The organism is Frankia sp. QA3, from assembly GCF_000262465.1.
Taxonomy (GTDB): domain Bacteria; phylum Actinomycetota; class Actinomycetes; order Frankiales; family Frankiaceae; genus Frankia.
In genome coordinates, this window is record NZ_CM001489.1 from 7235718 (window position 1) to 7255583 (window position 19866).

At 72.9% G+C, this 19866-nt stretch carries 14 protein-coding genes and 1 pseudogene; 7 read left to right on the top strand and 8 right to left on the bottom strand.

Annotation, left to right across the window (positions count from 1 at the left end):
* Positions 1 to 3: 3 nt before the first annotated feature.
* The 6 genes from FRAQA3DRAFT_RS29585 to FRAQA3DRAFT_RS29610 form a co-directional block, all read right to left on the bottom strand.
* On the bottom strand, positions 4 to 2175 hold the full coding sequence (locus tag FRAQA3DRAFT_RS29585) for a PEP/pyruvate-binding domain-containing protein (RefSeq protein ID WP_009742733.1): 2172 nt from the start codon (positions 2173 to 2175) through the stop codon (positions 4 to 6).
* A gap of 58 nt (positions 2176 to 2233) precedes the next feature.
* The gene (locus tag FRAQA3DRAFT_RS29590; protein WP_009742734.1) at positions 2234 to 3004 is read right to left on the bottom strand and encodes a phosphatase PAP2 family protein; all 771 of its coding nucleotides are present in this window, start codon (positions 3002 to 3004) and stop codon (positions 2234 to 2236) included.
* Between the two features lie 125 nt (positions 3005 to 3129).
* On the bottom strand, positions 3130 to 4134 hold the full coding sequence (locus FRAQA3DRAFT_RS29595) for a pentapeptide repeat-containing protein (RefSeq protein ID WP_009742735.1): 1005 nt from the start codon (positions 4132 to 4134) through the stop codon (positions 3130 to 3132).
* A gap of 96 nt (positions 4135 to 4230) precedes the next feature.
* A complete protein-coding gene (locus tag FRAQA3DRAFT_RS29600) occupies positions 4231 to 4977 on the bottom strand; it encodes an SDR family NAD(P)-dependent oxidoreductase (RefSeq protein ID WP_035923800.1) in 747 nt (248 codons plus the stop codon).
* A gap of 87 nt (positions 4978 to 5064) precedes the next feature.
* Complete coding sequence (locus FRAQA3DRAFT_RS29605; protein ID WP_009742737.1) at positions 5065 to 6087, bottom strand: bile acid:sodium symporter; 1023 nt, start codon at positions 6085 to 6087, stop codon at positions 5065 to 5067.
* Between the two features lie 341 nt (positions 6088 to 6428).
* Complete coding sequence (locus tag FRAQA3DRAFT_RS29610; protein WP_009742738.1) at positions 6429 to 9011, bottom strand: sensor histidine kinase KdpD; 2583 nt, start codon at positions 9009 to 9011, stop codon at positions 6429 to 6431.
* A 258-nt stretch (positions 9012 to 9269) separates the two neighbouring features.
* Here FRAQA3DRAFT_RS29610 and kdpF point away from each other — a divergent pair, with 258 nt between their 5' ends.
* The 7 genes and pseudogenes from kdpF (at position 9270) to FRAQA3DRAFT_RS29650 (ending at position 17782) form a co-directional block, all read left to right on the top strand.
* Complete coding sequence (gene kdpF / locus FRAQA3DRAFT_RS37860; RefSeq protein ID WP_009742739.1) at positions 9270 to 9359, top strand: K(+)-transporting ATPase subunit F; 90 nt, start codon at positions 9270 to 9272, stop codon at positions 9357 to 9359.
* Positions 9359 to 11134: a potassium-transporting ATPase subunit KdpA gene (kdpA, locus tag FRAQA3DRAFT_RS29620; protein ID WP_009742740.1), complete on the top strand. Its 1776-nt coding sequence runs from the start codon at positions 9359 to 9361 to the stop codon at positions 11132 to 11134. The genes kdpF and kdpA overlap by 1 nt, the downstream gene beginning before the upstream one ends.
* Complete coding sequence (gene kdpB / locus FRAQA3DRAFT_RS29625; RefSeq protein WP_009742741.1) at positions 11131 to 13323, top strand: potassium-transporting ATPase subunit KdpB; 2193 nt, start codon at positions 11131 to 11133, stop codon at positions 13321 to 13323. Before kdpA ends, kdpB begins: the two co-directional genes overlap by 4 nt.
* A 3-nt stretch (positions 13324 to 13326) precedes the next feature.
* Entirely contained in the window at positions 13327 to 14229 is a 903-nt protein-coding gene (locus FRAQA3DRAFT_RS29630; RefSeq protein WP_009742742.1) for a potassium-transporting ATPase subunit C, read from the top strand.
* A gap of 77 nt (positions 14230 to 14306) precedes the next feature.
* Complete coding sequence (locus FRAQA3DRAFT_RS29635; RefSeq protein ID WP_009742743.1) at positions 14307 to 15152, top strand: response regulator; 846 nt, start codon at positions 14307 to 14309, stop codon at positions 15150 to 15152.
* A gap of 311 nt (positions 15153 to 15463) precedes the next feature.
* Positions 15464 to 16284 (top strand): annotated as a pseudogene (locus tag FRAQA3DRAFT_RS33870) (protein kinase).
* Between the two features lie 460 nt (positions 16285 to 16744).
* Positions 16745 to 17782, top strand: coding sequence for a hypothetical protein (locus tag FRAQA3DRAFT_RS29650; RefSeq protein WP_009742744.1), 1038 nt, complete (start codon positions 16745 to 16747; stop codon positions 17780 to 17782).
* Positions 17783 to 17841: 59 nt separating this feature from the next.
* On the opposite strand, the gene FRAQA3DRAFT_RS29655 is transcribed toward FRAQA3DRAFT_RS29650, so the two are convergent.
* Complete coding sequence (locus FRAQA3DRAFT_RS29655) at positions 17842 to 18333, bottom strand: hypothetical protein (RefSeq protein WP_157467766.1); 492 nt, start codon at positions 18331 to 18333, stop codon at positions 17842 to 17844.
* A 262-nt stretch (positions 18334 to 18595) separates the two neighbouring features.
* Complete coding sequence (locus FRAQA3DRAFT_RS29660; protein WP_051054679.1) at positions 18596 to 19633, bottom strand: magnesium transporter CorA family protein; 1038 nt, start codon at positions 19631 to 19633, stop codon at positions 18596 to 18598.
* Positions 19634 to 19866 lie beyond the last annotated feature (233 nt).

The window sequence follows — 19866 nt, forward strand, 5'->3', positions numbered from 1 at the left end:
CGCTCAACCCCCGATCTCGGCGTCGACAGCCTTGCCGGCGCCGTTTCCGGCACCGCCGTCGCCGATGTCACCGTCGCCGGTGTCACCGTCTTCGACGCGTTCCACCTCGCCGGCGCTGCCGTCCACGATCACCTCGTCGCCGTCGGCGAACGTCGTCGCGGCGTCGGCGACGCCGATCACCGCGGGGATGCCGTACTCGCGGGCGAGGATCGCGAGGTGGCTCAGCGGGCTGCCGGTCACCGACACCAGCCCGGCCAGTCCCGGCAGTGCGCCGGCCAGCGCCGGGTCGAGGGTGTCGACGACCAGCACCCGGCCGGCGGCGTCGGACGGGTCGTGGGTGACCAGGCCCCGGGCCCGCCCGGGGCTGACCCCCTGGGTGGCGCCGGCGCTGCGCTGCGCCGCGACGATGCGCCCGTCGGCCGACAGCCGGAACGCGGCGGGCAGGGCCGTGGCGCGGGCTGCGGGCGCCTGCGCCGCGACGGTCGCGGCGAGGTCGTGCGAGATCGTCAGCTCCCGCAGCCGGTCGAGGGTCAGGTGGCGGACGTCGGCGGGATGGTGCAACTGGCCGTGGCGGGCCAGGCGCCGGCCGAGCTCCATCGCCGCCTGCGCGGTCAGTTCGTGCAGCCAGCGGGCCCGCAGCCGGACCGCCTCGCGGGCCACCGCGACCGGGTCGTCGCCCTCACCGGTGGGCAGCCGCACGTAGGCGGGGGTCGGCGGCAGGGCACCCGGGCTGCCGATGGCGGGCGGGACCAGCGCCAGGCTCTCAGGGTGGCGCGAGACGATCTCCGCGTCGGTCATCCCGTCCTCCCGGGCGCGGGAGACGGCGGCGAGCGCGACGGCGGCGCCGGTCGTCGCGGTCGCCCGGGCGTCGAGGAAGAACCCGGCGAGCACCTCGTGGGCGTGCACGCCGCGCAGCGTGGTTCGCGCGTTCGCGAGCAGCAGGTGGAGCTGGTGGTCGGTGAGCGTGGCGGGGTCCGGCACGGCGCGCAGGTCGGCGTCGACCTCTTCGACGAGGTCGCCGACGATCGCGGGGAAGGCGCCGCGCAGCCGGCCGAGCCGCCAGGCGGCCCGCAGCCGGCGCAGCCCCGGCCGCGGGTCCAGCGGCATCCACCACCGCCGCCGCGGCCGGATCACGCCCAGGGCCTCCAGGTCGACGGCGACCCGACCCTCGACGTCGATGACGAACCGGCGGCGCAGGTGACCCCGGCCCGTCGCCCCGGACAGCCGCAGCGCCTCGCGCAGCCCGTCTTCCAACGGCGGCACCCACAGGTCCAGTTCGAGGTGGGACAGCGGCTCGGGGAACGTCTCGGCCACCGGACCGGGGCCGAAGACCCGGCCGTGGGCGACCGGCACGGCCGCCGTGATGGGCCGGCTCTGCAGCAGCCGCAGCGTGCCGTCCGGCTCGATGAGCCACTCCATGTCCTGCGGGGCCCCGAAGACCCGCGCGGTGCGCCGGGCCAGCCGGGCGAGCTGGCCGCGCTGGCGGGCGTGCACCGCCGCGGGGACCGTCCCGTCGACGCTCTTCAGCCGCCCGCGCCGGGTCAGCAGCAGGGAGGTGCCGGTGACCTGGCCGCTGACGATCGCCTCGGGCAGCCCGTCGGTCATCGAGACCAGCATGCGGGAGCGGCTGCCGGTCAGCGGGTCGAGGCCGAACATCACCCCGCCGACGCGGGCCTGCGCCATCGGCTGGACCAGCACGGCGATCGGCGCCTCCACCGGCCCGACGCCGGCCGCCGACGCGACGACCTTGCCGACCGCCTCGACGAAGGCGTCCCAGCCGGTGACGTGCAGCACGGACAGGTACTGGCCGGCCATCGACGACTCCGCCGAGTCCTCCGCCACGGACGACGAGCGCACCGCCAGCGGCCGGCGCCCGTCGTCGCTGAGCTCGTGCCACCGTTCGTAGATCGCGTCGCCGCGGGTCGGCTCGGGCCCGCCGGGCCGCCCGGTCGCGGCGGTGGTGATGACGAAGCCGGGGATCACCGGCAGGCCGGCGCGGGCGGCGACGGCGAGGTTGGCGGCCTTCGCGCCGACGAGGGCGGTGTTGCTCGCCACCGGCTCGTCGAGCCGGACGACCAGCGGCTCGCGGGACCCCTCGGCGCCGGGCGCATCAGGACGGTTGCGATCAGGGCCGGGTGAATCGGTCAAGGGGGTGATGGCGTCATTCTGTGGCATCGAGCCCCCCACAAGTGACATGTCCCTTGGGGGGCGACGATACCCACGTCCGTGGGATTCAGGCCGGTGGGATCGAGGCCGGTGACGCGAGATTCGCCTCACCGCGCCGGCAGGCGAGCCGGTCGTGGGCGCGGTGGAAGGCGCGGTCGACCAGGGCGAGCAGCAGCACGGCGAAGATCGTGCCGGCCACGACGTCGCTCGGCCAGTGCACCCCGAGGTACACCCGGGTCGAGCCGATGGCCGTGACGACCACGCACGAGACGGCGACGCTCGCCCGCCAGGCCCGCACCGACGACGTGTACAGCGAGATCACGATCGGGACCATGCCCCACAGCGCCGCGGCGGCCATCACGTGACCGCACGGGAAGGACGGGCCGACCCCGGCGACCATCCGGTCGATGTCCGGCCGCGGCCGGTCGATCAGGGCCTTCGCGGTGAACTCGACCAGCGGCCGCAGGGCGGTGACGGCGAGCACGGTGGCGCCGACCGTCCGGCACCGCGCCCAGGCGACCAGCCCGAGCAGCGGGCCGAGGGTGTAGACGGCCCGGGAGCTGCCGAGGAACGACAGACGCCGGACGATCCAGTCCAGCGTGCCGGTGCGATGGGCGATGACCCAGGACTCGATCGGGGAGTCGAGATGGCGGACGACGAACCCGTTCGCCCAGTGCACGGTCACGGCCATCACGGCCAGGATCGCGGCGAGCAGGGCCAGGCGGCGCCAGCCCGGGACGAGCACCGGGGCGGCCGAGGTCGGGACGTGGCGGCGGCCCTCGAGGAAGGCCGGGGCCGACTGACGGGGGGACGCGAGGACTTCAGGCGTGACAGTCATTAGCACAACAGCGTATAAGTCCGTCTTCTGGGGTAGTCGGCTGCGGGTTGCCCGCCGGACTCGCCGCCCGCGCCAGTGCACCGTCGGTGACGGACATACCGGCGCATTCTTGGAATTCCCATGGTTCAGTCCCAGGACCGCGGCCGGTGCAGGTCCACCGGCAGGCGCGTCCGATCGTTGCCCAGCGAGCTGTTGATCTGTTCCTGGGTCAGTCCCTCGACTCCGGTGAGATCCGCGCCCTGCAGTGTGGCACCGATGAGGATGGCGTCGTCCAACCGCACGCGGATGAAGGTGTACCGGTCCGGCCAGGCGGTCAGTTTCGCCCCGCCCAGCCGGGCGCCGCGCAGATCGGCGCCGGACAGCCTGGCCCCGGCCAGGTTCGCCACGAGCAGCGCGGCCCGGCTGAGGTCGGCGCGGGCGAGCATCGCCCCGGCGAGGTTCGCGCCCTCCAGCCGAGCGCCGGTGAGATCGGCGTCGGCCAGCCACACCCCGGCCAGGTTCGCGTAGTCGAGGCGGAGCCCGGCCAGGCTCGCGGGGCCGGTCAGGTCGGCTCCGTTGAGGTCGGCGCGGTCGACCCCGCGGCGCTCGGGCAGGCGGGCGAGGACCTGGACCGCGGCCCGCAGATCGGCGGCGAACCGCACCGGGGCGACGCCGTCGTCCTGCGTTCCCCGGCCGGCGCCGGCGTCGGCCGGCGGGGTGGGGGCACGCAGGGCCGGGTCTGCGCTGCGCCGGCGGATGAACGCGGACAGGACCGCGACGACGGTCCGCTGGTCCGCCGGGGAGTCGGTGGCGATGCGTTCGAGCGCGAAGATGCCGCCGAGGCGGATCGTCTCGTCGTCCGCGCCGAGCTGCGTGACGGCCAGGCTGTAGAGCTCGCGGACGTGGGTGTTCTCGTTCGACCGGCGAGTCTCGGCGAGGGCGACCAGGCCGCCGACGACCGCGACCATCGCCGCGGCGGCGGTGAGCAGCCCCGACTGCAGCGAGGCCCGGGCGTCGGCCTGATCGGCCGGCCGATAGACCGCGGGCGGCACCAGCCACACCGCGATCAGGGCGCCGGCCGCCCCGGCCGTGGCGACCGCCACCCCGACCCACAACCAGCGCCGCCCGGACTGCCCCCCGCCGACCGCCATGGCAGAAGTTGTATGCCATCACCCGTCCGTCGGGCTCCGCGGGCCGGTGCGGTCAGTCGCGCACCGGTCGCCCGCGGCGGCCGCCCGGGGCGGCGGTCAGTCCCACATGAGACCGCCGTCGATGAGCAGGGAGTGGCCGGTGATGAACCCGGCCTCGTCGGAGAGCAGGTAGGCGACCGAGCCGGCGACCTCCTCCGGGGTGCCGACGCGCCCCACCGGGGTGAGCGAGGCCCACTCCGCCTGCTGCTCGGGGCCGTAGCCGGCCAGCCCCTCGGTGAGGATCGTGCCCGGGCACACCGCGTTGACGCGGATGTTGCGCCGCGCGTACTGCAGCGCCGCGTTCTTCGTCAGGCCGACCACGCCGTGCTTGGCGGCGGTGTACCCGGCCATCGACGGCGCGTTCTTCACCCCGGCGTTGGAGGCCATGTTCACGATCCGGCCGTGCCCGGCGGCGACCATGTGGCCGAGCTCGGCGCGCATGCAGAGGAACACGCCCCGCAGGTCCACCCCGAGAACCCGGTCCCAGTCCTCGATCGGAAGCAGGTGAAGGTCCGTCGGGGCGTGCGCGACGCCGGCGTTGTTCACCGCCATGTCCAGGCCGCCGAGCACCGAGACTGCGGTGTCGAACAGCTCGGTGACGCTGGCGGGGTCGGCGACGTTGGCCGCGACGAAGCTCGCCTTGCCGCCCTGGTCGGAGATCCGCTGGACGGTCTCCTGGCCGCCCTTCTCGTCGATGTCGGAGACCACGACCTGGGCGCCGTCGGCCGCCAGCCGCAGCGAGACCGCGCGGCCCAGACCCGAACCCGCACCCGTGACGACGACACCCGCTCCATCGAATGACATGGCAACCCCCTCGTGAACGTTGTTGTCCTGCAGATTCATCCTGCTCGCAAAGGGCGCACCTACCCGTTCGGGCCATGGTCTGTCTGCTCACACCAACGACCCGGGCGCGGCCGGTTCGTCGCCGTCCGGCGCGGGCGGGCGGCCGGTGGGCAGCAGGCGGGGGATCGCCCGCACGTAGACGATCATGCCGAGGACCTCGACGAGGGTCTGGGTGACGACGGCGGCGGCGGCGATCGCGAACCGGTCGGGCAGCGACAGGGCCAGCGGCAGCACGACGAGGGAGTTGCGGGTGGCGCCGGTGAACACCACCGCCCGGGCGGCGGGGACGTCGAGGCGGAACAGCCGGGCCACGCCGAGCCCGGCAACGGCCATCACGACCAGGAAGGTCACGTACGCGGGCACGACGGCGACCACGTCGGCGAGGTCGTCGTCGATCTTCGGGACCTGCGAGGCGACGACCGTGACCAGGACGACGACCATGAGCGGCACCATCGCCGTCCCGGCCGCCCCGGCGAACGCCGCGCCCGCGGGCCGGCGGGCGGCCCACGCCTGCGCGGCCCAGGCCAGCGCGAGCGGGACGACGATGAGCCCGACGAACGCCGCGAGGAACGGGTCGACCTCCACGACGTCGGCGAGCCCCGGGCCGAGAAAGGCCAGCAGGAACACCGGCAGCAGCAGCATCTGCGCGGCCAGCAGCACCGGCGTCACGGCCAGCAGCGCGCCGGCGCGGGCGCCCGCGAGCCCGCTGAACACGATGACGTAGTCGACGCACGGGCACAGCAGGACGAGCAGCACGCCGAGCCGCACGGCCCGCTCGTCGGGCAGCAACGGCAGCAGCGCGGCGACGACGCCCGGCACGACGACGAAGTTGACGGTGAGCACCGCCGCGAGGAACCGCCCCGCCCGCAGCGAGTGCACCAGCTCGGCCGCCGGTACCTGCAGGAACGTCACGAACAGCAACGCCCCGAGCGCCGGGTTGATCGCATGCTCCAACCCCGGCCCGCCCCCGGGCGCGGCAAGGCCCGCGACCGCCCCGCCCGAGATGGCGACCAGATAGATCGGCACCTGCCACCGCTCCAGCGCCCCGGCGACCCGCTCTCTCCAAGCCATCCTCGTCCCGTCATCTCCGCTCTCCCCCTGGCCCGGGCCGAGGTCGGTCGGCGCCAGTCCTGGCCACATGGCGGCCGGCAGGTGCCGGAGACCAATCCCGGTTCGTCGCCTGCCGGAACCGTCACCAGCTTTCCGGCCAGATTGCGGCCAGATCGTGCCGAGGCTTAGCCACGGTTTCAGGGCCGGAAACCGCGACTAGCCCTCGGCACGGCTCCGTGCGCGAATGATCACATAAGGACATGAAGGATGCGGTAGCCGGTAGGGCGCACCGAACCCCGAGGCGCTCCCCGCCGCCCGATCAGATCCCCTCGGCCACTGACCCCACGTAGGACTCACCCGTCTCAGGCCAGGTCGTCGACGGGCGTCGGCGGGTGGAGGGGTGGCCGCGGCTCCGCCTCGTCGAGGGCGGCCAGCGACGGCGGCGGCTCGGCGGCGGGCAGGCTGACGACCATCGTCAGGCCGCCGCCGGGGGTGTCCTCCGGGGTGAGCGTGCCGTTCATCGCCTCGGTCAGACCGCGCGACAGGGCGAGCCCGAGGCCGACGCCAATGGTGTTGTCCCGGTCGCCGAGCCGTTGGAACGGCTGGAAGACCTGGTCGCGATGGGCGGCGGGGATGCCGGGGCCGTGGTCGACCACGCGCAGCTCCACCCGGTCGGCGAGGCTGCTCGCGGTGATCACCGGGGGGTGCCCGGCCGGGGCGTGGCGCAGGGCGTTGCCGACGAGGTTCACCAGCACCCGTTCCAGCAGCGCCGGGTCGGCGTCGATCGTCGGCAGGTCGTCGGGGATGCGGATGGGGATGCGCCGCGCGGGCGGGCCGAGCTCGTCGAGCGCGTGCGGGACGACGTCGTCGAGCCCGATCGGGCGGGGGAACACGCTCAGCGCCCCGGCCTGCAACCGGGACATGTCCAGCAGGTTCTCCACCAGGCGGGTGAGCCGGTCGAGGGACTCCTCCGCGGTGGCCAGCAGCTCGCCCTGCTCGTCCTGGCTGAGCACGGCGTCGGCGGAACGCAGGCCGGTGACGGCGGCCTTGGCGGCGGCGAGCGGAGTGCGCAGGTCGTGGCTGACGGCGGCGAGCAGCGCGGCGCGGACCCGGTCGGCCTGGGCGATCGGCGCGGCCCGCGCGGCGGCCTCGGCCAGGCGGCGCTGTTCGAGGGCGACGGCGGCCTGGGCGGCGAAGGCGGCGAGGATGCGGCGGTCCGCGGCCGGCAGCGGCCGTCCGGTCAGCGCGAGGGCGAGGGTGTCGCCGACCGGGACGTCCACCGCGCCGTCCTCGGGCCGCGCGCACGGGTCCGGGCCGACGCTGAGCACGGCCCGCCAGCCGTCGCCGTCGCGTTCGAACAGGGTCGCCGACGTCATGGCGAACGTCTCCCGGGCCCGGTCGAGCAGCGCGGGCAGCGCGTCCTCGCCGCGCAGCACGCTGCCGGCGAGCACTGACAGCGTCGCCGCCTCCGCGGAGGCACGCACGGCCTGGCCGTAGCGGCGGGCGGAGAGGTCGACGACCCGGCTGACCATCGTCCCGACCAGGACGAAGCCGGCCAGGGCGAAAGCGTTGTCGCCCGCGGCGACCGACCAGTGGTGCAGCGGCGGGGTGAAGTAGTAGTTGAGTAGCAGGCCGCTGCCCAGCGCGCACAGCAGCGCCGGCCAGAAACCGCCGATCAGCGCCACCGTCACCACGATGATCAGGTAGCCGAGGATCTCGATGGACAGGTTGGCGGGGCCTCGGGCCTGCACGAGCACCGCCGTCAGGGCGGGGACGAGGGCGAGGGTCAGGAGTGTGGCGATGATCCGGCGGCGCGGCGCCAGCCCGCTGCGGACCCGCGGCAGCCGCCAGCCGGTGCCCGCCTCGGCGTGGGTGACCATGTGCACGTCGATCGGGCCGGACAGGTTCGTCGTGGTAACGCCGATGCCGGGGCTGAGGACCCGGGCGAGCCGGCCGCGGCGGCTGGCGCCCAGGACGAGCTGGGTGGCGTTCTCGGCGCGGGCGAAGTCGAGCAGCGCCGTCGGCACGTCGTCGCCGATCACCTGGTGGAAGCTGCCGCCGAGGCTGTCGACGAGCCCCCGCTGCCCGGCCAGGGCCGCGGGGTCCGCGCCGGTGAGCCCGTCGGAGCGGGCGACGTGCACGGCGAGCAGCTCCGCGCCCTTGGTGCGCGAGGCGATCCGGGCCGCCCGCCGGATCAGGGTCTCGCCCTCCGGGCCGCCGGTGAGCGCGACGACGACCCGCTCACGGGTCTCCCAGGTCCCCCCGATGCGATGCTCGGCCCGGTACCGGTCGAGCTGGTCGTCGACCTTGCCGGCCAGCCACAGCAGGGCCAGTTCGCGCAGGGCGGTGAGGTTGCCGGGGCGGAAGTAGTTGGCCAGCGCGGCGTCGACCTTGTCCGGGGCGTAGACGTTGCCGTGGGCCATCCGCCGCCGCAGCGCCTCGGGGGCCATGTCGACGAGCTCGACCTGGCTGGCCTCGCGGACCACCGCGTCGGGCACGGTCTCCCGCTGCGCCACCCCGGTGATCGTCTCGACGACGTCGTTGAGCGACTCCAGGTGTTGGACGTTGACGGTGGAGATGACGTCGATGCCGGCGGCGAGCAGCTCCTGGACGTCCTGCCAGCGCTTGTCGTGGCGGCTGCCGGGGACGTTGGTGTGGGCGAGCTCGTCGACGACCGCCACCGCGGGGCGCCGGGCCAGCACCGCGTCGAGGTCCATCTCGGTGAAGGTGACGCCGCGATGTTCGGCGAAGCGGCGGGGGACCACCTCCAGCCCGTCGAGCATCGCCGCGGTGCGCCGGCGCCCGTGGGTCTCGACGAGACCGACGACGACGTCGGTGCCCCGGTCGCGGCGGCGCCGGGCCTCGTCGAGCGCGGCGTAGGTCTTGCCCACCCCGGGCGCCGCCCCCAGGTAGATGCGCAGTGTTCCGCGTGGCACGCCACCCATGGTGCGCCTGTCCGGGCTGTGCGGGAACCATCCGAAGGTCGGGACAGACCGTTTTTCCTTGATCGGTGTTAGTGGGCCGTGAGAAATGGCTGCCGGGCCGTGAGAAACGTGTGAGCGATCGCCCTTTTCGGTTTTCGTCGCGCTTTACTGGGCCCCTACCGGGATGAAGGAGGGGCGCGTGCTCGACGTGGTGTACGTCCTGCTGACGCTGGGATGTTTCGCGCTGTTGGCGCTGGTGCTGCGAGGGGTCGAAAGACTGTGAACGCGGAGAATATCGCCGGACTGGTGCTGTCGATCGCACTCGGGATATTCATCGTCGCGGCGCTGCTGTTCCCGGAGCGGTTCTGATGTCGACGTCCGTTGCCGGCGTCCTCGCCGTGGCGCTGCTGGTCGCCGCGCTCTGGGTCACCTACCGCCCGTTCGGCGACCACCTGTACCGGGTTTTCACCACCGAGCGGCACCTGCGGGTCGAGCGGGCGATCTACCGGCTGACCGGGGTGAACCCCGACGCGGGCCAGCGCTGGGGGGTCTACGCCCGCAGCGTGCTGGCGTTCTCGCTGGTCAGCGTGCTGCTGCTGTACCTGCTCCAGCGCATCCAGGGGCATCTGCCGCTGAACCTCGGATTCGACGCGGTGGGGCCGGCGCTGGCCTGGAACACCGCGGTGAGCTTCACGACGAACACCGACTGGCAGGCGTATTCCGGCGAGGCGACCATGGGCCACCTCGTGCAGATGACGGGCCTGGCCGTGCAGAACTTCGCCTCGGCGGCCGTTGGCATCGCGGTCGCGGTGGCGGTGGTCCGCGGCTTCGCGCGGCGCCGGTCGCCGGTCGCCTCGGGCAGGCCAGGCAGGCCAGGCAGGCCAGGCGGGCCAGGCAGGCCAGGCGGGGCGGAGGGGCAGGGCGCCGGCAGTCGGGACGACCTGGTCGGCACCGGTGACGAGATCGGCAACTTCTGGGTCGACCTCACCCGGACGGTGGTCCGGATCCTGCTGCCGGTCTGCGTGCTCGCGGCCATCGTCCTCATCGCCGGCGGGGCGATCCAGAACCTGCACGGCAACCGGGTGGTGTCCACGCTGGCCGGCGGCCATCAGGCGATCACCGGCGGGCCGGTCGCCAGCCAGGAGGCCATCAAGGACTTCGGCACCAACGGCGGCGGCTTCTACAACGTCAACTCGGCGCATCCGTTCGAGAACCCGACGTCGTGGACGAACCTGGTCGAGATCTACCTGCTGCTCGCGATCGGCTTCTCGCTGCCGCGCACCTTCGGCCGGATGGTCGGCGACCGCCGCCAGGGCCTGGCGATCGTCGCGGTCATGGCGGTGCTCGCCCTCGGCAGCTTCGCGGTGAACGCCGCCTTCCAGACCGCGCACCACGGGACGGTGCCGGTCGCGGTCGGCGCGGCGACGGAGGGCACGGAAACCCGGTTCGGCGTGCCCGACTCGGCATTGTTCGCCAGCGGGACGACGCTCACCTCCACCGGCTCCGTCAATTCCTTCCACGATTCCTACACGAGCCTCGGCGGCGCCACCCTGCTGTTCAACATGATGCTCGGCGAGGTCGCACCCGGCGGCACCGGATCCGGCCTCTACGGAATGCTCGTGCTGGCCGTCGTCACCGTGTTCGTCGCCGGGTTGATGATCGGGCGAACACCCGAGTACCTCGGGAAGAAGATAGGTTCCCGGGAGATCAAGTTCGCCTCGCTGTACTTCCTGACCAGCCCGGCGATCGCCCTGCTCGGCACGGGGATCGCGATGGGCCTGCCCGGCGAGCGCGCCGGCATGCTCAACTCCGGTCCGCACGGGCTGTCCGAGGTGCTTTACGCGTTCACCTCGGCGGCGAACAACAACGGTTCGGCGTTCGCCGGCATCACGGTGAACACGACCTGGTACAACACCGCGCTGGGCCTGGCGATGCTCTTCGGCCGGCTGCTGCCGATGCTGTTCGTGCTCGGGATGGCCGGCTCCCTCGCCCGCCAGCACCCGGTCCCGGTGACCGCGGGCACGCTGCCGACGCACCGGCCCCAGTTCGCCGGGATGCTCGGCGCCATCGCCGTGATCATCGTCGCGCTGACGTTCTTCCCGGCGCTCGCCCTCGGCCCGCTCGCGGAAGGGATCCACCGTTGAGCACCACCACCCGCGGCGGCCTGCTCGACCCGCGCCAGCTCGGCCGCTCGCTGCCCGCGGCCCTGCGCAAGCTCGACCCCCGCACGCTGTGGCGCAACCCGGTCATGCTCATCGTCGAGGTCGGCGCGGCGTTCACGACCGTGCTGGCGATCGCCGACCCGTCCGTGTTCGGCTGGCTGATCACCGTCTGGCTGTGGCTCACGGTCGTGTTCGCGAACCTGGCCGAGGCCGTCGCCGAGGGCCGCGGCAAGGCCCAGGCCGCGGCGCTGCGCCGCACCCGCACCGACACGATCGCCCGCCGCCTGACCGGCTGGTCACCCGGCCAGCCCGCCCCCGCCGCCGAGGAGATCGCCGAGGGCGACGCGGTCACGGAGGCCGAAGGTACGGGGGAGCGCGTCTCGGTGGAGGAGGTGCCCGCGCCCCGGCTGGCCCGCGGCGACCTGGTCGTCGTCGCGGCCGGGGAGCTCATCCCCGGCGACGGAGACGTCGTCGAGGGCATCGCCAGCGTCGACGAGTCGGCGATCACGGGGGAGTCCGCGCCGGTGATCCGCGAGTCCGGCGGCGACCGGTCGTCGGTCACCGGGGGGACGAAGGTGCTCTCCGACCGGATCGTCGTGCGGATCACCCAGCAGCCCGGCGAGAGCTTCATCGACCGGATGATCGGCCTGGTCGAGGGCGCCGACCGGCGCCGCACCCCGAACGAGATCGCGCTGAACATCCTGCTCGCCGCGCTGACCGTCATCTTCCTGCTGGCCGTCGCCACCCTCCAGCCGCTGGCGATCTTCACCAAGGCGCAGCAGCCCGCCATCCCCGACTCGGCGGCGCTGACCAGCCACGGGATCACCGGCATCGTGCTGGCGTCCCTGCTGGTCTGCCTCATCCCGACCACGATCGGCGCGCTGCTCTCGGCGATCGGCATCGCCGGGATGGATCGGCTGGTCCAGCGCAATGTGCTCGCGATGAGCGGCCGGGCGGTCGAGGCGGCCGGCGACGTCAACACGCTGCTGCTCGACAAGACCGGAACGATCACCTTCGGCAACCGGCAGGCCCGGGAGTTCCTCCCGGTCGGCGGCGTCGGCGAGGCCGCCCTCGCCGACGCCGCCCAGCTGTCCTCGCTCGCCGACGAGACGCCGGAGGGCCGCTCGGTCGTCGTGTTCGCCAAGGAGCGCCACGGCCTGCGCGAACGGTCCCCCGGTGAGCTGCGCGCGGCGATGTTCGTCCCCTTCACCGCGCAGACCCGGATGTCCGGCGTCGATCTCGCCGACCCCGGCGGGGTGGCGCGGCGGCGGATTCGCAAGGGCGCGGCCGGGGCCGTGGTGGCCTGGGTGCGTGCGGCCGGCGGGACGGTGCCCGCCGAGCTCGGCGAGGTCGTCGACGGCATCTCCGCCGCCGGCGGGACGCCGCTGGTCGTCGGGGAGATCACCGGCTCCGGCCCGGCGGCGCACGCGCGGGTGCTCGGCGTCATCCAGCTCGCCGACGTCGTCAAGACCGGCATGCGGGAACGCTTCGACGAGATGCGCCGGATGGGCATCCGCACCGTGATGATCACCGGGGACAACCCGCTCACCGCGAAGGCGATCGCGCAGGAGGCCGGCGTCGACGACTTCCTCGCCGAGGCCACCCCCGAGGACAAGCTCGCGCTCATCCGCGCCGAGCAGGCGGGCGGCAAGCTCGTCGCGATGACCGGCGACGGCACGAACGACGCCCCGGCGCTCGCCCAGGCCGACGTCGGCGTGGCCATGAACACCGGCACGTCCGCGGCCAAGGAGGCCGGCAACATGGTCGACCTCGACAGCGACCCGACGAAGCTGATCGAGATCGTCGAGATCGGCAAGCAGCTGCTCATCACCCGCGGGGCGCTGACGACGTTCTCCATCGCCAACGACGTCGCGAAGTACTTCGCGATCATCCCGGCGATGTTCGCCGGCGTCTACGGCGGGCTGGACAGCCTGAACATCATGCGGTTGGCCACCCCCGAGTCGGCGATCCTGTCCGCCGTCATCTTCAACGCGCTCGTCATCGTCGCCCTGATCCCGCTGGCCCTGCGCGGCGTGCGCTACACGCCGAGCAGCGCCTCCGCCCTGCTGACGCGCAACCTGTCCCGCTACGGCCTCGGCGGGATCATCGCCCCGTTCGTCGGCATCAAGCTCATCGACCTGCTCGTCCAGTTCATCCCGGGGGTGGGCTAGCCCATGTTCGCGCGACTGCCCGGCTGGGTCCGCCAGCACCTGGCCGCCCTGCGGATCCTGCTCGTGTTCACCGTCGTCGTCGGCGTCGCCTACCCACTGGCGATCCTCGCCGTCGCCCAGCTCCCCGGCCTGAACGACCGCGCCGACGGCTCGTTCGTCACCGGCGCCGACGGCCGGCGGGTCGGCTCGTCGCTCATCGGCCAGTCGTTCACCGACGACGCCGGCAGGCCGATCGCCCGCTACTTCCAGAGCCGGCCGTCCGCGGCCGGGGACGGCTACGACCCGACGTCCACCTCGGCGTCGAACCTCGGCCCGGAGGATGTCGTCGACGCCTTCGACGACCCGGCCACGCAGGGCACGGACGAGTCCCGGCAGAGCCTGCTCACCCAGGTCTGCGCCCGCAGCCAGGCCGTCGGCACGCTGGACGGCGTCGACGGCCGCCGACCGTACTGCACCTCCTCCGGGGTCGGCGCCGTGCTCGCCGTCCACCACGCGGGGCCCGGCTACGACGGCCGGGTGACGCGGGTCGTCAGCGTGAACGAGCTCTGCCCGGCCCGGCCGTTCCTCGCCACCTACGCCGGGGTGCCGGTGAGCTGCCGGTCGCTGACCGACGACATCGCCGCCGGCCAGCGCGTCCTCATCCGCGGTGACGCTCCCGCGCACCCCGCCGTTCCCGCCGACGCGGTCACCGCCAGCGCCAGCGGCCTCGACCCGCAGATCAGCACCGCCTACGCTGACCTCCAGGTCAACCGGGTGGCCCGCGCCCGCGGCCTGTCCGCCGACCGGGTCGCCGCGCTCGTGCGAGACCACACGACCGGCCGCAGCCTCGGCATCCTCGGCGAACCGGTGGTCAACGTGCTGGGGCTCAACCGGGCGCTGGACGCGCTCACCCCGGCGCGGCGGTGAGCCCGGCGGCCAAATCGGCCGGGTCGGCCGGGTCGGCCGGGTCGGGTGGGTCGAGTGGTGAGGGGAGCGGGGAACGGGTGGGACGCATCCTGATCGTCGAGGACGAGCCGCAGTTGCTGCGCGCGATGCGGATCAACCTGCGTAGCCGCGGCCACGAGGTCCGCACGGCCGTCGACGGCGGCCACGCCCTCACCGAGGCCGCCAGCCACCCGCCCGACCTGGTCGTGCTCGACCTTGGCCTGCCCGACCTCGACGGGATCGACGTCATCCGCGGCCTGCGCGGCTGGACCCGCGTCCCGATCATCGTCCTGTCCGGCCGCACCTCCGGCCCCGACAAGATCGCCGCCCTGGACGCCGGCGCCGACGACTACGTCACCAAGCCCTTCTCCGTCGAGGAGCTGCTCGCCCGCATCCGCGCCGTCACCCGCCGCGCCGGCGGCGCCGAGACCGGCCCGGTCATCATGATCGGTCGGCACCGCATCGACTTCGCCGCCAAGTCCGTCACCGTCCTGGCCGACCCGCCGCAGGCCTGCGCGGGCCAGACCCCGGCGGGCGCAGCTGAGACCGCGGGGGCGGCCGGCGCCTGCGCGTCATCCGGGACGGCCGACGGCGCAGGAGTACCTGCGGTCGCCAACGGCGACGGACCGGCCGGCGCGGTGGCGGCCGACGGGCCAGTGCAGGCGCTCGAGTCGGTGCGGCTGACGCCGACCGAGTGGCGGCTGCTGGCGGCGCTGGTCCGCGAGCCCGGCAAGCTGATCGCCTCGCGGGCCCTGCTCGACCAGGTCTGGGGCCCCGGCCACGCCGACGACACCTCGTCCCTGCGGCTCTACGTCAACCGCCTGCGCCGCAAACTCGAACCCGACCCGTCCCGCCCCCGCCACCTCACCACCGAACCCGGCATGGGCTACCGCTACCAGCCGTAAGGCCATCACAAGACGCTCGAATACGCCGTCTGAGTGCTGCCATTCTGCCGGTCCACCGGCCCGGCCGTCGGTGACCGGCGGCGTGCGGACCGATCCCGGTGCTCTGCCCGATCCGGCGCGTTTTTGCAGGTCGGCGGGTCCGACCGCCTTCTCGGTAAATGGTTTGCCCCGAAAGAACCGGCGACCGGCCCGTTGGCTATGTTGTTGCCTCGTCACCACGGCAACGCAGGCGGACGAAGCGGCGGGCACACGGCAGGGCGATGGGGCTGGGCAGTTCATATACCCTGGAATCCCTGGTAGGGCGGGGTGGGATGGGGGAGGTGTGGCGTGGTCACGACCAGTCCGGACGAGTCCTTGCCTTCAAGCTCCTGCTGCCGGAACTCACCACCGACGAAAGAATAGTCGCCCGGTTCATGCGGGAGCGATCGGTACTCACCCGCATTCAGTCGCCGTTCGTGGTCAAGGTCTGGGATCTGGTCGCCGAACACGGTCTGCTGGCCATTGTGATGGATTTTATCGAGGGTTCCGACCTGCGCCAGTATCTGCGTTCCCGGGGAACCCTGCCCCGGCGGAGGCGGCCGCCCTGACCGTCGACATTCTGACCGGTCTCGGCGTCGCCCACGACCTCGGCATCGTCCATCGCGACCTCAAACCCGCGAACGTCCTGCTCGGCGGCTACGGCCCGGCGCTGCACCCCAAGGTGACCGATTTCGGCATCGCCAGCGTGATGGACGGCTCCACCGAGCTGACCACCAGTCAGGGAATTCTCGGCACACCGACCTACATGGCTCCGGAGATGATCGACGGCGGCCAGACCGGTCCGCCCGCGGACGTCTACGCCGCCGGCCGCGACCTCAGGCAATCCCGCGCCGGCACCGGCGGCTGCATGGTCAGCACCGCCGGCGGATACACCCCGGACGGCGCCAAAATGCCGGACGCCCTGTACGCGACCGCCTGCGACGGCTCAGCCGGCCAGCAGTGGGTAGTCGCGTCGAGCACCCGTTTCGGACAGGCCTTCCGCAATGTGGGCACGGGAAAATGCCTGGACAGCGATCAGGAAAGTCCGAATGGAACCGGATATCAAGCGTATACGCTGCCCTGTAGCGGCAACAACTATCAGAACTGGACATGAGCGGCCGGAGCGGAGCGCTTCGGGACTCCTGCACATGCAGCTCCGAGTTGAAGGCGTCTTCGTGGCGAAGCCGCCTGCCATGTCAGCCTGCCATGTCAGCCCGCCATGTCAGCGCACGGCGAGCGGGCCGGCGGCACGGTCACGGCTCGCCGTCATCGCGTCATCGCGCCTCGAACGCCCGCGGCACCGAGCCGCGCCGCTGCTGGGCTGGCCACGCCGACCTCCCGCTTATTCCCGGTGTGGCAGTGCGACCACTTGGAGATCACGACTGCCTCCGTCGGGTACGGGCATCGCCGGTCCACCCTGATCACGGCAGGGTGCCCCCTCAGGGTGAATTCCCGGCTACCGACCACGCACCTTTCCGCGGCCGGCTTGCCGCGGTCTCTGCGTCGTCCTCGCCCATGTCGGCGCGCGGGTCGGTGACCTCGTTCAGTGTGACCTCCACGCGAAAAGGACGTATATGTCCCAAAAGAGAACGACCCTCCTCGGTGCCGCCGTCGCCATGACCGCGGCCGTGACAATGCTGACCGTGAGCCCGGCGCAGGGGGCGACGGGTAAACCCACCCCGGCGGCGACGACCGCCGTTGACGCCAACAGCGCCCCGGACAACGCCGCCTCCGCCAGGGTCTCCCCATCGGACGCCACGACATCGGCGTTGACGACGATCCAGGAGCGAATCGCCCAGTACGTCGCCAAGAATGGCACCAAGTACTCGTTCGGCAGCTACACCGACCCGGCCACCGGCCAGATTGTGCTCGAGACCGACGCGCCGGCGGGAGTCGTATCCTCGCTGACCGACCTGTCCAGCGCACAGGCCAGCCAGCGGCAGGCAGCCGCTCGGCTGCAGGTGCGGCACACGGGCACGAGCGACGCCTGGCATCGCCGCGACGACATCAGCCCGTTCTACGGCGGTGGCGGGATCCAGTCCGGCGGCGGCCTATGTTCCTCCGGATACACCGTGCAGAACTCCGCCGGAACCCGGTTCATCACCACCGCGGGCCACTGCTTCGCCACCGGCGCCGCCGTCCGGACCGAGTCCAACGCGAACGCGTACGGCACCGTCTCCAACCGGCACCTGCCCACCGTCAACGGCGCTGCCAAGGACGTGGAGCTCATCGGCGGGCAGTCCTACTCGGGCCGGATCTTCACCGGCGGAGTCACCAGCAGCACCAGCATCCCGGTGGTCGCCGCCGGCACCGCCTACGTCGGATACACCGACTACTGCTTCAGCGGCCGGACCAGCGGTGAACAGTGCGGTCACACCGCGACCAGCATCAACGCGCAGGTGTGTACAAGCTCCGGCTGCAAATCCCCGGTCATCGCCTACACCGGCGGCAACGTGGGAACGAACGGCGACTCGGGTGCGCCCTTCTACGCCAAGGACGCCTCCGGCGCGTGGATCCGGGGCCACTTCATCGCGTTCAGCAGCACCACCGGCTGGGCCGAGCCGTGGACCGTGGTGGCGCCCACACTGGGCGTCAGCATCGTGACGGGCTGACCCGCCGGTAGTCGCGCCGATGGCTGGGAAACCCGGACGCGGGTTCCCAGCCATCGGCGTCATCGCACGTCCAGCGGCCACGGCCCGCCGAAGGACTCCACCCCCGCCCCGTCGTCCGGCGTGAACAGCACCCGCGCGTACAGGTCGTAGCCTCCGGGACGCACGAGCCCGCCGGCTGGGTCGCAGGCCACGAGCGTGGCCTCCCCCGACAGGCGGGTGATCTTCCCTGGCGCGAGATCCCACCGGACTCCGAGCGCGTCCTGCGGCACCGGCAGGGTCGCGACCCGGCCGTCGCGAACCAGGAACACGTCGGCGCGGGGAGCACCGACACCATGCAGAGCAACCCCACTGGTGACCTCGACCGTGCCGGCAACCGCCCGGTCGGCGGCCTCAGCCTCGGCGGGAAACCGCCCTCTCAGAATCAGCCGGCCACCGGCCGGCGGCCGAAACGGCCGTCCGCATTCGATGACGGTGACGCCGGTGCTCGATGCCGCTTCACCCGATGCCGCTTCACTTGATGTCGCTTCACTTGATGTCGCCTCCACCGTCACATGGTCCCCGGGCGACGCCGCCGGCTCCGGGAGGCCGCCGTCCGCGCAGCCGGTGGCGGCGAGCGCGACGGCGAATATCACCGCCCAGATGGCATATTTCCAGCGATCTGGAATCATCAACCTCGCTCTCCCCTGTACGCACGATCCTGGAGACCCACGCCGACCCGCGTACGTCTCGCCGGGCGAGCCGCGTGCGGAAGCATGCCCACATGCCCACATGCCCACATGGCCACATGGCCACATGGCCACATGGCCGGCCAGGTCACCACCAGCCGCGGCGGCGGGCCCAGCGCAGGAGGGTCGCGGACATGGCGGCCATCACGGCCAGGACGATGAGCAGCTCGGGGTACTGGGAGCGGTCGTTGACGATGATGTTCATGCCGAGGACGGAGGACAGCGCGGTGATCGGGAGTGTGACGGCGGCGATGACGGCGAAACGCTCCGCGGCAATGGTCATCTTCGTCTCGGTCAGGGTGCGGTAGAACTCGATCACTCCCTGCAGGTAATCGCGCTGCGCGTCGGCGAGGGCGCGGATGCGGTCGAACTGGTCGGCGAGGTCGTCGACGAGCGGGCGCGCGGCCAGCAGGGCCCGGATCGCGACGCTGTCGGGCGCCACCGGGGTCGGGTGCCCGCCGGGTGGGGCGGTGCGGGCGAGGACGGACAGCCGGTCGAGGGCCTCCCGGCCCAGGGCGCCCATGGTGCGCACGGCCAGCAGCCCGTGCCGGGCGCGGAACAGCTCGTCGAGGAGCTGCTCGGGATCGCCCAGATGGCCGCCGGTGACGCGCTGTTCGAGGCGCCACACCTCGCCGGTCGTCGCCTCGATGAACGCCTCCTGCCGGTGGGCGAGCGCCGAGCCGATCGCGTAGGCGAGGTCGAACGGGGAGGTCGGGCGCAGCCGGCCCGCGTCGAGGCGGGCCGCGACCTCACCGGTCTCCCGCAGCATCGCCTCCCGGCTGACGGCCGGGTTCGCCGGTCCGTGCACGGTGACCAGGTAGCGGGGGCCGATGAACTGATCCAGCTCCACGTAGTGCACGTGCCCGCCGGCGCCGCGTTCGGGCGCGTGCAGCACGACGAACACGTGATCGGCGTACGCCCGGACCTTGGGCACGCGGTTGCGTTCCACGCAGTCGCGTACGGCGAGAGGATGGAACCCGAACACCTCGGACAGCACCCGCGCGCCGGCCGCGTCGCAGCTCGGCATGTCCACCCAGACCAGCCCCTCGCCGGCGGCGACCAGCGTGGGCAGCGCCTCCGGGAGGTGCTGCTCGACGCCCGCCCCGGTCAGGAGGCGAACCTCCACGCCCACCAGCCCTCCCCTCGGACGCCCTGCGCCCCCGCCCGCCTCGCCGGATCCGGAGCCAGGGCGGGGGCCGGCCGCGCGGCCGCGCCACGCGATCGGCCCTTTCGGCGGAAACATCGGGCCTTGCGAGGATTCAGCATGAATGATTGTCGCGCCTGGCTCGGCGTGCCGCGAAAATGATAGCCGCGGTTCCCCCGGTCGTGGCCCGTTACCCAGGCATGATCGGCGGCGAT

Excerpts from the sequence above, each read along its gene's own strand:
- FRAQA3DRAFT_RS29585 (WP_009742733.1), bottom strand. The coding sequence starts at position 2,175 with ATGCCACAGAATGACGCCATCACCCCCTTGACCGATTCACCCGGCCCT.
- FRAQA3DRAFT_RS29590 (WP_009742734.1), bottom strand. The coding sequence starts at position 3,004 with ATGACTGTCACGCCTGAAGTCCTCGCGTCCCCCCGTCAGTCGGCCCCG.
- FRAQA3DRAFT_RS29595 (WP_009742735.1), bottom strand. The coding sequence starts at position 4,134 with ATGGCGGTCGGCGGGGGGCAGTCCGGGCGGCGCTGGTTGTGGGTCGGG.
- FRAQA3DRAFT_RS29600 (WP_035923800.1), bottom strand. The coding sequence starts at position 4,977 with ATGTCATTCGATGGAGCGGGTGTCGTCGTCACGGGTGCGGGTTCGGGT.
- FRAQA3DRAFT_RS29605 (WP_009742737.1), bottom strand. The coding sequence starts at position 6,087 with ATGGCTTGGAGAGAGCGGGTCGCCGGGGCGCTGGAGCGGTGGCAGGTG.
- FRAQA3DRAFT_RS29610 (WP_009742738.1), bottom strand. The coding sequence starts at position 9,011 with ATGGGTGGCGTGCCACGCGGAACACTGCGCATCTACCTGGGGGCGGCG.
- kdpA (WP_009742740.1), top strand. The coding sequence starts at position 9,359 with ATGTCGACGTCCGTTGCCGGCGTCCTCGCCGTGGCGCTGCTGGTCGCC.
- FRAQA3DRAFT_RS29630 (WP_009742742.1), top strand. The coding sequence starts at position 13,327 with ATGTTCGCGCGACTGCCCGGCTGGGTCCGCCAGCACCTGGCCGCCCTG.
- FRAQA3DRAFT_RS29650 (WP_009742744.1), top strand. The coding sequence starts at position 16,745 with ATGTCCCAAAAGAGAACGACCCTCCTCGGTGCCGCCGTCGCCATGACC.